This is a genomic window from Pseudomonas sp. CC120222-01a (genome assembly GCF_003097235.1).
Classification (GTDB): Bacteria; Pseudomonadota; Gammaproteobacteria; order Pseudomonadales; family Pseudomonadaceae; genus Aquipseudomonas.
The window spans coordinates 114,417-126,781 of sequence record NZ_QEQQ01000015.1 but is presented as its reverse complement, the minus strand read 5'-3'; the positions used below and the strand labels follow the sequence as shown (position 1 = coordinate 126,781).

Annotated in this window: 6 protein-coding genes and 5 tRNA genes; 7 read left to right on the top strand and 4 right to left on the bottom strand. The window is 62.2% G+C overall.

Features of this window, described 5'->3' with window-relative positions:
• Nucleotides 1-36: 36 nt before the first annotated feature.
• Together N430_RS19220 and N430_RS19215 are read left to right on the top strand one after the other, a co-directional pair.
• Nucleotides 37-924 (top strand): ATP-binding protein, encoded by an 888-nt coding sequence (locus N430_RS19220; RefSeq protein WP_110638299.1) that lies wholly within the window; start codon nt 37-39, stop codon nt 922-924.
• Nucleotides 925-926: 2 nt separating this feature from the next.
• On the top strand, nt 927-1,409 hold the full coding sequence (locus N430_RS19215; RefSeq protein WP_110638300.1) for a GAF domain-containing protein: 483 nt from the start codon (nt 927-929) through the stop codon (nt 1,407-1,409).
• A gap of 127 nt (nt 1,410-1,536) precedes the next feature.
• Here N430_RS19215 and N430_RS19210 read toward each other — a convergent pair whose 3' ends face one another.
• Nucleotides 1,537-2,304: a hypothetical protein gene (locus tag N430_RS19210; RefSeq protein ID WP_110638301.1), complete on the bottom strand. Its 768-nt coding sequence runs from the start codon at nt 2,302-2,304 to the stop codon at nt 1,537-1,539.
• A 342-nt stretch (nt 2,305-2,646) separates the two neighbouring features.
• Between N430_RS19210 and N430_RS19205 the strand changes: the two genes are divergently transcribed.
• From N430_RS19205 to N430_RS19185, 5 genes are all read left to right on the top strand, one after another.
• Nucleotides 2,647-2,722: transfer RNA gene (locus tag N430_RS19205), tRNA-Glu, on the top strand.
• A gap of 4 nt (nt 2,723-2,726) precedes the next feature.
• Nucleotides 2,727-2,802: transfer RNA gene (locus N430_RS19200), tRNA-Gly, on the top strand.
• Nucleotides 2,803-2,894: 92 nt separating this feature from the next.
• Nucleotides 2,895-2,970, top strand: a tRNA-Glu gene (locus tag N430_RS19195).
• Between the two features lie 3 nt (nt 2,971-2,973).
• Nucleotides 2,974-3,049, top strand: a tRNA-Gly gene (locus tag N430_RS19190).
• 86 nt (nt 3,050-3,135) lie between these two features.
• Nucleotides 3,136-3,211: transfer RNA gene (locus N430_RS19185), tRNA-Gly, on the top strand.
• A gap of 130 nt (nt 3,212-3,341) precedes the next feature.
• Here N430_RS19185 and N430_RS19180 read toward each other — a convergent pair.
• From N430_RS19180 to N430_RS19170, 3 genes are all read right to left on the bottom strand, one after another.
• Nucleotides 3,342-4,418 (bottom strand): fimbrial protein, encoded by a 1,077-nt coding sequence (locus tag N430_RS19180; protein ID WP_110638302.1) that lies wholly within the window; start codon nt 4,416-4,418, stop codon nt 3,342-3,344.
• 30 nt (nt 4,419-4,448) lie between these two features.
• Nucleotides 4,449-6,845 carry a fimbria/pilus outer membrane usher protein gene (locus N430_RS19175; RefSeq protein WP_256592153.1) on the bottom strand — a complete coding sequence of 799 codons (2,397 nt, stop codon included), beginning with the start codon at nt 6,843-6,845 and terminating at the stop codon, nt 4,449-4,451.
• Between the two features lie 342 nt (nt 6,846-7,187).
• The gene (locus N430_RS19170) at nt 7,188-12,365 is read right to left on the bottom strand and encodes an RHS repeat-associated core domain-containing protein (protein WP_116583654.1); all 5,178 of its coding nucleotides are present in this window, start codon (nt 12,363-12,365) and stop codon (nt 7,188-7,190) included.

Sequence of the window (12,365 nt, the reverse complement as noted above, 5' to 3'; positions counted from 1 at the left end):
AGCGGCCCCAAAAAACTGAAATTTGTAGGAGTCGTCATGGACGCTCGCTTGAATGCTTTCCTGGAACGCGCGGAATCGGTGCTGGCGCGTCTCGAACCCTTGTTGCCGGCGCCGCGCCCGCACATCGACTGGAGCACCACCCTGGCTGCGCGCTGGCAGCGCGATGGCCGCACGGGTTACCTGATGCCGCTGGAAGTCAGCCTGGACATCCGCCTGAGCGACCTGATCGGTGTCGACAAGCAACGTGACCAGCTGGGCCGCAACACTCACCAGTTCATCAGTGGCATGCCGGCCAACCACGCCTTGCTGTGGGGCTCGCGTGGCACCGGCAAGTCGTCGCTGGTGCGCGCCCTGCTGGCCGAGCATGCCGGCGCCGGGCTGCGCCTGATCGAGATCGAGCGCGACCACCTGGCCGACCTGCCGCGTGTCGTCGAGCAGCTGCAGAAGCTGCCGCAACGCTTCATCCTGTTCTGCGACGACCTCTCGTTCGAAGCCGGGGAGGGCGACTACCGGGTGCTCAAGAGCGTGCTCGACGGCTCGCTGGAGCAGGCCCCGGACAACGTGCTGCTGTACGCGACGTCCAACCGCCGCCACCTGGTACCGGAGAAACAGAGCGACAACGAAAACTGGAAGATGGTCGACGGCGAGCTGCACCCCAACGAAGCGGTGGAAGACAAGATCGCCCTGTCCGACCGTTTCGGCCTGTGGCTGTCGTTCTACCCGTTCAGCCAGGAACACTTCCTCGACGTGGTCGAGCACTGGATCGGCCAGCTGGCCCGCCCTGCAGGCCTGGCCTGGCAACGTGACGAAGCCCTGGAAATTCTCGCCGTGCGCTGGGCAACCGGGCGCGGCAACCGTAATGGCCGTTGTGCCTATCAGTTCGCCCGCTACTGGGTCGGGCTGCAATTGCTGGAGCAAAAGTAAACATGATCGACCTCAATGCCAGTGGCGCCGGCCTCGACGGCTACAACCTGCTGGCCGCGCAAGTACAGGCGCTGTTCGCCGACGAGCGCGACTTCATCGCCAATGCCGCGCAGTTTTCGGCGTTTCTCTACAACCAGGTGGACGACCTGAACTGGGCGGGTTTTTACCTCAACCGCAACGAAGAGCTGGTGCTCGGCCCGTTCCAGGGGCAGGTGGCCTGTGTGCGCATTCCGTTCAGCAAGGGCGTGTGCGGCGCGGCGGCGGCTACCCGGCAGACCCAGCGCGTGGAAGATGTGCATGCCTTTCCGGGGCATATCGCCTGTGACAGCGCGTCCAACAGCGAGCTGGTGATTCCGCTGGTGAAGGACGGGCGGTTGATTGGTGTGCTGGATCTGGACAGCCCGAAGCTGGCGCGTTTCAGTGAGGCGGATCAGGTGGGGCTGGAAAGGTTGGCAGCGATCTTTCTTGAATTGACCGACTGCTGATGCTGTGCTGCCTGTACCGGCCTCTTCGCGGGCATGCCCGCTCCCACAGGTATTGCACTGCTCTCAGGTCTGGTGAAATCCCTGTGGGAGCGGGCGCGCCCGCGAAGGGGCCGGTACAGGTTAAATATCAGTCGTAGATCACCCGCTTTTTCCAGGTCTCGTCCTCATCGGTCTTGAGCCCCTCGGTCAATTCGTTCTGCTCGTTCTCCGCCGGCTCCATCTTGTCCAGCACCTGGGCATTGGCCCGCGCCAGCAGTTTCTCCAGATAGGTCAGCTGCTCTTCATACACCTTCGGTTCCGGCTGCTTGCGCAGGTATTGCACACCGCGCTCGAAGGCCAGCCGCGCCTGGCCTGGCTGTTCCTGCTGCAGCGCCTGCTGGCCGAGGTTGTTGAAGAACTCGATATGCAGCAGCACCAGGATGTGGCGGATCTCCTTGACCCACTGCTTGGCCTCGTTGGTCTGCAGCACGTTCTCCTGGCTGCCCTTGACGATCTGGTTGTGCAGCGCCTCGAGCAGGAAGCGTACATCCTTGGCCTTGACCTCGGTCTGGATCGGGCAGGGCGGGTTGTTCACCGGAATGCGTTCGCCTTGGGCGATCAGCCCTTCGAGCTCGGCGATGCGCGCCTTGAGTTGCGCGTTCTGCTTGTCCAGCGCCAGTTGCCGCTGGTTGAGGTTCAGCTCCAGGCGCGCCAGCAGCAGCTTGAGGGCCGGGGTCATGAACTGGCCCGGGAAGGTCTCGGTGATTTCGCCACAGCGGCGTACCCGGTCGGCGAGCTCGACTTTCAGCCGTGCGCGTTCAAGCTTGCTGTTTTCGACCACGTTGTTGAGGTAGCCGATCACGATCAGCAACGCGATACCCGCCACGATGAGCAGAGTGATCAGAAGTGGTGTCACCGTTAACGCCTCATCAAAAGGTTTGCATATAGAGTGTAGGAGCGAGCGTGCTCGCGGGAGGCCTTGGCAGGCAAATCTCTGGTTCTATCGGCCATTCGCTTTATAGCTGCATGCTGGCACATTGATGCTGAGCTTGCCCGAGGTGTTGTCAGAAAATCAACGCCAATCCATCGGCGCGCCCTGGCAGCACCTTCCATATGGACCGAAGTCATTGATTTAAATAAATTTCTACAAAGGGGTTGACGCCTGTTCGAAGCATCCATAGAATGCGCGCCACTTGCAGCGTAAAGCACACAGCGAAACGCGGCAGGGAGTGAAAGCAGGCAGTAATGCCAGCAGCGTGTCCCCTTCGTCTAGTGGCCTAGGACACCGCCCTTTCACGGCGGTAACAGGGGTTCGAGTCCCCTAGGGGACGCCAAATTGCGGGAATAGCTCAGTTGGTAGAGCACGACCTTGCCAAGGTCGGGGTCGCGAGTTCGAGTCTCGTTTCCCGCTCCAAATTCTCCGGCAACGCTTAACGGCGGGGCAGGAAATAAAAATCCAGTCTGGATCGTGAGGTTCAGGTGCTGGTGCACTGAAAAGTGTTGTGTGTCCCCTTCGTCTAGTGGCCTAGGACACCGCCCTTTCACGGCGGTAACAGGGGTTCGAGTCCCCTAGGGGACGCCAAATGCGGGAATAGCTCAGTTGGTAGAGCACGACCTTGCCAAGGTCGGGGTCGCGAGTTCGAGTCTCGTTTCCCGCTCCAGTTTAAATACTGTGGCGTTCGCACGGTGCAGTGGTGGTGAAGGTCGTAAAGGCGCTTCACGCCGATTAGCGGTAAAGCTTCAAATTGCGGGAATAGCTCAGTTGGTAGAGCACGACCTTGCCAAGGTCGGGGTCGCGAGTTCGAGTCTCGTTTCCCGCTCCAAATCGTTGAACGAAGAAAGGGACGCAAGTCCCTTTCTTCGTTTCTGTCTGTTCGTTTTTTATCCCGACCAGCGGTTCGTCGTTGGCGCAACGGGCCAGCCTCGCCCGTTGTGCCCATCCAGCGTGTCGCCCTACTTGTAATAGATCGTGAAATTGAGTGCGCTTTTGGCGATTCCGGGCGTGACCTCTGCGTCCACCTGATAGTAGCGGGCGTTGAAGTCGATGCGCATATCGCCCGGGGTGATCGCGCTCATGTCCAGCTCCTGGCCAAGCTCGGCGGGGGTCACACCGTCGCCTCGCAATACCTGCACGCCCAGGCCGGTCGCGCTGTCAGGGCCCGGGATCAGGCTGAACAAACCCCTGCCGGCATCGATCACGGTGGCGCCCTTGGTCACGTCCAGCTTGACATGCACCCGTGCCTTGCCACCGGCCGGGTCGTCATCGCACTGGTTCAGGTAGATTTGGAAGGGGATCGAGGCTGTTACGGTGCCTTCGCCCGTGAATATGTCCTTTTTGTGTTCGCCAAGTTCGACCGGGTCGGCACTGACGGGGTTGGCTCGCAGGGAGCATTGCGCCTGCATGACCGTGCCGTGCAGGTAGGCGTTCAGCACGCTGCCTACGCCAGTGAATGTGCCGCTGAACACTTCCTTCCCGGCAAACTCGTTCGGGCCCTGCGGTATGTCACCGGTCTTGATCACGGTGATATCGGTTTCCATATAGGTCGTGCGGATCGCTCCAGGGCTGGGTTTGTCCTGGTAGCCTTTATAAGGTATCGAGACAGGGCCCATCGGGACCCAGAGGTTGTCGCGTCCTCCCTGATACGGTATGCCCAAGGCGATGTGCACACCAACGCCGGGTATGTTGGTCTCCAGCACGCGGTCGGGGTCGATGCCGGCGACAGGCGGTAGATGCCGGACAACCAGTGGGGTGACAGGCAGGTTGACTTCGGCATAGTCACCGGCGACAGCCACCGGGCACAGGAGCACATCGCCCGTGGCGTTGGCGGTCCTCTTCATGCCGGTGGTGGCGATGACGGTGCCCGTCGGTGCATCGCGTGGCACCCACAGCGTGCCCAGGTCAATGTTGTACAGCAGTTGCCCGCTGGGCTGGCCGCCGTCCCATTTGCACAGGGCCAATGCATTGCTGCTGGCCAGCAGGCTCGTCAGGGCCAGGGGCAGGATCGCGCGTTGAGTGAATGAAGCAGTCATGGTGATCGATTCCGATGCCGGTAGGCGGGGTCAGGTCGTGGGGCAATTCAAGGTCTGTTGGTGGTAGCCCTGTGCTTGGTCCATGGTGGCGGGCTCGATCTGCAGACGGCATTGCTCATGGCTGTCTTCGCCCCAGCGCAGGTGCAGCGCCTGGGCTTTGTCTTCGACCGCCAGCAAGGCCTGGCCGGCCTGGCCGACCACGCCCAGCGACGTGCCTGCGTCATCGTTGACCTGGGTGCCAAACGGCAGGGGCTGGCCGTCGGCATGCAGCAGGGTGAGGATCAGCCGGCTGACCTTGCGCGCGTCGAACCTGGCCTGCACGATCGCCCCGCGGCGCGGAGTCAGGTGCTGGACGCCGTTGTCGATCTGCACCTGCGGGCCCAGGTCGTCGGTGTCGAGTTCGAGTAAATTACTGCGGTAGGGCCTCAGGTACGGCACCAGCAGGTGGCCGCTGCTGTCGCTGCGGCTGCCAGGGGCGTTTTTCACGCCGACCCCGGCGATGTCCGGCACCTGCACCAAGGCATTGGTTTCGCCCAGATAACGGCCGAAGGTCAGGCCGTCTTCGTGCAGCAACAGGCTGCCGCTGGCGTTGACCGATAGCGACCGGTAATCGTCGCTTTGCGTGTAGCCGGCGCCGACGCTGGCGTTGGCACCCTGGTAGCCGACCGAGAGGGCGGATGTCTGGTTGTGCCGTTCGTCGCGGCTGGCCGAGGCGACGTAGTTCAGGCGGTGGTCCAGGGCGCTGCTGGAGAGGCTGGCGCGCTGGCCGTGGGCGCCGTTGCGGGACGTCAGGTCGAGGTTCGCGCTGGAGGCGCGACCGAAGTCCAGGGGCATCGACAGGCTGAGGCCGAACATGCGGTCGTTCTGGCTGCGCTCGTTGAGTGACTGTGACGCGTAGAGGGTGAAGGTGAGGTCTTTCAGGCGGGAGCTAAATTGCAATTGGTACTGGCGCAACTGCCGGTTGCTTTGCCAGTAGTCGTCCTGGGTCATGGTCAGGCTCAGGGCGCTGCGGATGCCCAGGCGCTGGTGGGCCGAGGCTTCCAGGCGGCTACGACGGCTGCCGTGGTAAGCGCTGTAGGCGTTGCGTTCACGCACCGCTTCGTCGTAGTCGCGATAGCCTTCGGTGGAATAGCGATAGCCGGCGAAGCGCAGGTTGGTGCCGGTATCGAACGCTTTGCCGTAGCGCGCGGCGAAACTGTGCCCGTGCACATTGCCCAGGGCGTTGCCCAAATCACTCTCGGCACGGGTCACATCGAACGACAGCGCGCCGATGTTACCCAGGTCGCGCGCGGCGCCCAAGGTGCCGGCGCGATAGTAGTCGCCGCCTTGCACGCCGCCATACAGGGTGGTGCTGGCGCTGCCACCGCGGGCCAGGGTCGCTTGCCACAGCAGTGGCGACTCGAGGTTTTCGGCACCCTTGTAGCGGCCCAGGGTGGCGCTGTAGCGCCAGATACCTTCACGCAGCAGGTTGCTAAGGCTGGAATAGGGCTGGATGAAGCGCCTGACCTGGCCGTCGGCTTCGGTGAGGACGATTTCCAGCTCGCCGCTGCCGCTGCCTACGGCGAGGTCGTCGATTTCATAGGGGCCCGGTGCCACGTAAGTGCTGTAGAGGGGGTAGCCGTTATGCAGCACTTCAAGCTTGGCACGGGTTTGTGCAACGCCGCGGATGATCGGTGCGTAGTTCTGCATCACATCGGGCAGCATGCCCATGTCCGAAGCCAGTTGCAGGCCTGTGAACGGCTGGCTGCGGAACACCTCGCCGTTGCTGGAGGTTTCGCCCAGGGTGAGGGTGCCGAAGCTGCCGGGCAGGTCGCGCTGGGCGTAGGTGTTGGTGTGGGTCCAGCGTCGACTGCCGTCTTGGTTCTCGCGCAGCGTCTGGCTGCTGCGCAAGCGCCAGGGGCCCAGGTTAAGGCCGCCGTTGAGGTAAAGGTCCTGGTTGCTCTGGCTGCCGGCGTGGGCCTGGCTGCGCATTTGCGCTGAGGCCTGGTAGTTGATGAAGGCGGCATTGATGCCATAGTCCCATTGATCGGCACTGGGCATGCGCGCCGAATCCCGGTTCATGAAGGCCTGGGGGATGGACAGGTCCAGGCGCAGCTGGCGGCTGTCGAGCTTGACCGTGGCGCCGGGGGCGAGGGCTTCGAGGTCGAGGCAGCGGTCGTCGTCGGGCAACGGCTGCGCCAGGCTCTGCTCGCGCAGGCCGGCCTGGCGCAACAGGGCGGCGTCCAGGCACGGCTGCAGGGCGCGCTGGCCGTCGATATTGCTGAGTGCTACCTCGTGTTCGGCAAGGAGCACTAGGTTGACCCACACTTGCAGGCGGTAGCGGCCGGCGGCGAGCGGGGTTTCGGCGGCCAGGGACTGCAGGGCCAGGGCGCCGGCGTCCGCGGGCTGGCCGGGGGCCTGGTACATGAAGCTGGCGTCGAACGGCATCGCTTGAAGTTCGGCGTATGCGCTGCTTTGGCAGGTGATGAGCAGGCTGAAGCTACAGCATGAAAGGAGTAGAAGGCGTGACGGGTTGCGAATTGAAGGGGTAAACATCGGCATGATCCTATCGGGATACCGCCTTCGAGATGAATGCGCGTCAGTCATACTGGGTGCGGCAATCAAATCATGAGCAGATGGCGGCAATGAGCTGGGCTCAGATAGAGGCACGATAGGGATATTGAGAGCGCGGGGATGTAAGGCACTTCTTGGCAAGGCGGGGGATAAATCAGAAGACCGGTTTTGCTCTAAGAAAGCAGGAGCCCAGTTGGGGCCCCTGCTGTATATGGCTTAGTAAAGGTTACGTGGTGCAGGATAACGCCAGGCCCCCCTCTTAAAAGCGTGTTTAGAAATGTCCTGGAAACCGAACTTACTCTGACCTCTTCTGGCAAGTGCTGCCTGAAGTTCTGACACCGTTATTCGCGGTTGAGGTACTGGTGAAGGTTGCGGCGAAGCTGCCGGTGAAGGTGTTGGTGAAGGTGTTGGTGAAGGTGCTGGTGAAGGTGCTGGTGAAGGTGTCGGCGTCGGTGGTGGGTAGTCTACTGGCGGCGTGGGGGCACGCGGTGCTGGTGGTGGTGCTGCACTCGCTGTGTTCAAAGGTGAGACTGCAGGTTGAGACCCCGGCGGGGGCAACGGATTTGTTGGGCCCGTAGACGAGGCGTTCGGAATTAGACTTCCTCTTTGACTGCCAGCACCCGCACTCGACCCTGAAGTTGTAACTTTCCCCCCCGCCCCCTTGAAGTGCCTGAACGCTCCCTTGCCTAGCATGCCTAAACCGACACCTGCGATGAATGCGCCAGCATATTTGATAATCGTCTGTGTCTGACTATTGCTGGTCAATTTATCTGCCAGGAAATACATGCCTGCGCCTATTGCGGTAAGCGCCAAGCCGATCACCATTGCGCCCACCGGTGGCACCAGGCTCGCCAAAACGGCGCCCACCATAATGCCTGCGGCAAGCGCTCCGATGTGCCCGAGAATGGCCATGAACCCGCCGCCCTTGGGCTCTTCCAAAGGATCGATATAAGGCGGCTTCGGATCCCGGCCTGGCACCGGCGAGGACCGGTGGCCCGTCGGGTCGACCCAGTTCACCGGGTTACCGAGGGCATACATATAGGGGTTGACCCCTGCATCTTCCTGGGGAACTGAGTCAGGGCTGTGGAAGCGCATCAGCCCAGGGTTGTAGGCGCGCAGGCCACGCCCCAGCAAGTACCAGTCGAGCAGTAGTTCGCGCACCTCGCCATTGAAAGCCAGCAGGGCCTTGAGGTTGTCATCGTCACCACGCTCTCCATACACGCTCAAGTGCGCCTGGCTGACGCCCTCGGCACTGTATTCGGCCGTCACCGACGCGGCATGGTCGGTGACCAGCAAGCGTGTGTCCTGCGGTTTGGCAAGGTTCTGCAGACCAAGCGGGTGCGTGTCGCCGTACAGGTAGTGAACCTGCTCATTGCCCTGGCTCACCGCGCTCAGGCGGTAACCTTCGTAGCGGCGCAGCTGTTCGACCCCATCTGGCTGGGTTACACCCACCAGATCATTGTGCGCATCGTAGCGATAACGCCACAGCACGCGTTGCCCATCGCTGCTGGTCACCTGCTGCAGGCGCCCGAAGTCATCGTAGGTCAGGGCGTTGCCCCACTCGTCATTGCACTGGTTGCCGTCCTTGTCATAGGTAAACGCCTGGAACTTCGGATAATCCTCTGCACCCGGGTCTTGCAGGTGCAAGCTGTGGCTCAGCTCGCGTAGCTGGAACCGGTCGTAGACATCGTCCGCATTCTCGGTGCCATACTCGAAGCGCCCGTCATCGCTCTTGCCGTCGCTGAAAGTGGTCTCGCAGCGGGTTAGGTTGTTCCACAGGTCGAACTTGAACACCTGCGCCGTGATGGAGCGACCGGCGCGGTTACGTGGCAAGTAGGCCTCGGCGTCGCCCTCGTCCTCGAGCGTGTAGCTGACCTTGGTCAGCCGTTTCAGCTTGTCATACCTGAAAGTTTCCAGCAGGCGCTGCTGACCGTCTTGCAGCGTGGCGCGGCTGTGCAGCAGATCGTTGTCTTGCCATACCAGTTGCATCGTTCGCGTGCTGCCGTCATCAAGCGCCACGCTGCGTTCGGATTCACGCCCCTGGTCGTCATACAGCACGGTGCTGGTGACCTGTCGCGTGCTGACAGTGTCGACCGTGGTGGTCTGGTACAGGCGCCCGTCAGCGTCATAGACGAACGTGGCTTCGAGGTAACCTTGCGTAGCCTGTTCCTGCCGCGCTTGCCTGGTCCGTTTCAGGCGCCCTGGGGCGTCGTACTGGTAAACGGTCTGCGGCCCGTTGCTGGCGGTGCGCTTGAGCGGGCGGCCCTGAAGCGATGTGTCGTGCGTGATCCTGTAGTCGAGCGTGTTGGTGGTCTTGTCGGTCCAGGTTTCTTCAAGCAAATAGCCCTGGTCGGTGTAGTCGTAGCTTCGCGTGCCTGCGTTGTTTTCGGCCGCGGTCATTTCTGCGTCGGGCCTGGCGTAATCGAACAGGGCGTCGTCATTGGCTGCCGTTGCCCCCTTCAGGGCGACCGAGGTGGGCTGTTGGGTCAGCTCCGGTGTGTAGGCATATTTGAGGATGCGGCCGGAGGCCTTCGTATGTTCGTCGACCAAGTTCGTCTGGCCGTGGTAGTTGAAGCGCTCGGTCCGCTTGCCGACGGTCAGCCTGGTCAGCCGGTCGAGGCCGTCGAAGGTGCGCTCGCAGATGATGCTGCCTGGCCCGCCTTCTGCCGGCTCGAGTGACAGCTCGATGGTCAGTTCATCGGTACTGTGGCTGGCGAAGCGGCGCAGCAGCTTGCTGCCATCGGGGCGTTCGCTGCTGTCCATGCGCCCCCACACGTCGTAGGCGAACTTGGTCTCCTCCTGCAGTGGGGGCGCCTCCAGGTCCAGGGGGTCGCGCAGGTGCTGTACCTGGCGCACGCAACGGCCGATACCGTCGTAGTAATACTGCATGCGCCCCACCAACTGCTCTGCAGTGTCAAGACGGCGGTCGCTGATCGGTTTGTCGAAGCGGTTGTACTCGCTGCTGGCAAACTGGCGCCACTTGCGTGGCCTGGCCTCGCCGTGACGTTCTTGCCAGGTGTCGACGATGAACCCTTCCTTGCCGAAGGGCGAGCGTTGGATGCACGCCACGACGCCATCGGGCTGCTGGCTGGTCACGCGTTCGCCCCAGCCGTCATAGCCATAGGTGCTGGTCAGCGTGCGCGGTTCGTCGTTGTCCAGATAGTCGTAGGTGGTTTCCGACGCGGTGCGGCCTGCGCTGTCGTATTGCGTCGTCTGCACGACGTGCCAGTTGCGCTGCCCGGTGCTTTTGTCTTCGGTTTCCCGGTCATGCTGGATAGGCCGGTTATACCCGTCGAACCAGGTGCGCGAGACCACGCCGTTGACATCCGTGACTTCTTCGTAGGGCTTGGCACCGAGCACGTAAGCGAAGGTTCGGCTCGCGGCATTGGCGCCATCGTCACCCAAGACCGTCTCGGCCGTCATACGGTCGAGCACATCGTACTGATAGTGGGTGTTGACCTTGTTGGCGTCCTGGTCGCGCATGAGCAGGCCGCTATGGATGGAATGCGCGCGGGCCACTGTGCGTTCTCTCAGGTCATGCGCCTTGAACGTCTCACGCACTTGCAGCAAGGTCTTTTGCCGGTTGTCGTCGTCGATCAGCGAATGGAAGAATGTCGACGTCGCGGTCTTGTCCTTGCCAGGGTCGGTCACATGCTTGAGTGTCACCGCCTGCTGGGCCACGCGGCCATGCAGGAAGGCGTTGTGCTCGCTTTCCTTGTACAGGCTGCGGGTGGTGAACTGCAGAACCCGCTCGTTGTCGCCATCCAGTACCTGTGACAGTGCTTCCTCGCGGGCATCGAGGAAGCCCTGGGCCGCCGCTGCCGTGCTCAGGGCAGGCACGGCTTGGTAGCGGTAACGGGTGCGCAAGGTGGCTGCCTGGCCTTCGCCGATCTTGGCCGGGTATACCGTGCTGGTCTTGCGGCAGCGAGTGAACAGTAGTGGGTCGGGCGGGCAATCGTCACCTTCACCGGTCTGTGGATAATAGGTATGACGGGTATGGACCGTGGTGGCCAGGGTCGCTTGCTGGTCGATCTCGTTGCCCTTGTAGACCGGGGGCGCCGCCCGGGATTCCAGGGTCAGGTTGCCATGCTCGTCGTAGTCGGTGATCAGCACCTCCTCACGCAAGCGGGTGGCATCTTCCTGGATCTTCCAGCGCTTGATCTGGTACTTGGGCATCTGGAAGAAGGGCGGCTGAAACTCGAACATGGCGTCGGTTTCGTGGTAGACGGTCTCGGCTTCCTGGATGCAGGTCTCGCGCCGGGGTAGCTCGGCGCCCCGGTAGTACACCTCATGGGCCTGCTCGGTGCGTTGCAGCTTCAGCAAATGAAAACGGTCGAAGCGGCGGGTGATGCTGCGCAGCGGCGTGTTGCCGAGCAGATCGGTGGCGGTCGAGCCATAGCGGAATGCGCGGTCGGTACTCTTGTAGAGGTTGTCCTCGCCATTGTCCTCCCATGAGGCGCCACTGCCCCAGCCGAGGAAGTTTTCGCTGGTGTAGGTGTAGGTGGTGACCATGTCGGCCTGGTTGTGGCCAGGTTTGATCGTGTGCTTGGTCACCCGCGGCAGGGCAGGGTGGGCATCATCGGGGAAACGATGGCCTTCATCGGCATACTCGATGAGCTCGGTGCCATTGACCGGGGTGTCTACGGCCGTCAGGCACACCACTTCACGTACCTTGTCGTAGTCGAGGCCCCAACTGTCATTGCTGGGCAGGACGATGGACTCGAGCACGCGTACGGCCGGGGTGAACCGGTTATCGAGCTCGAGGGTGTAAGTGGCCAGTGGCTTGCCACCCGGGCCGGAATAGGGGTGCAGGTCGAGGGTGACCCGGTCGCTGCCATAGGTGATGAGCAGCAGGTCGAGGCCGCTGTCGTCCTTGATGCCGGTGAGCCCCGGGGGGTTGAGGTAATTGTCGTAGTTCAGGGTGATGCCATGGCCCGACGGTGCCTCGACCCGGGTAGGCAAGGCCACGCGATTGTCAGAAGGCCCTTTCACTTCGAGCAGCTCGATCATGCCGCTCTTGTGCTCGACGCGGTAGCCGTCGCCATGGTCATGGAACAGGAAGCTGCGCAGCTTGCGCTCCTTGATCAGCCTGCCGGTGCCGTCGTCAGTGGAGCCATCGACCCGGAAGCTTTCGCCAGTGTGCAGATGCAGCATGTTGTTGTCGGGGGTGTACTGGCTAAGGTTGAGCGTCCAGCCACGGCCGAAGCCCGAGTCCTCGATGTTCATCGGGTTGAAGCCGATGTGCAGGGGTAGCGAAGGCCCGGCGAGGTTGTTGGCGACCAGCTCTGGCAGTTCGATAGCGAGGGTGTATAGGCCGGTGCGCGGATCAACGCTGTTATTGACGAAGCTCAGGAAGTTGAACGCATTGGAGGCTGTTTTTGAGGAGATAGTCAT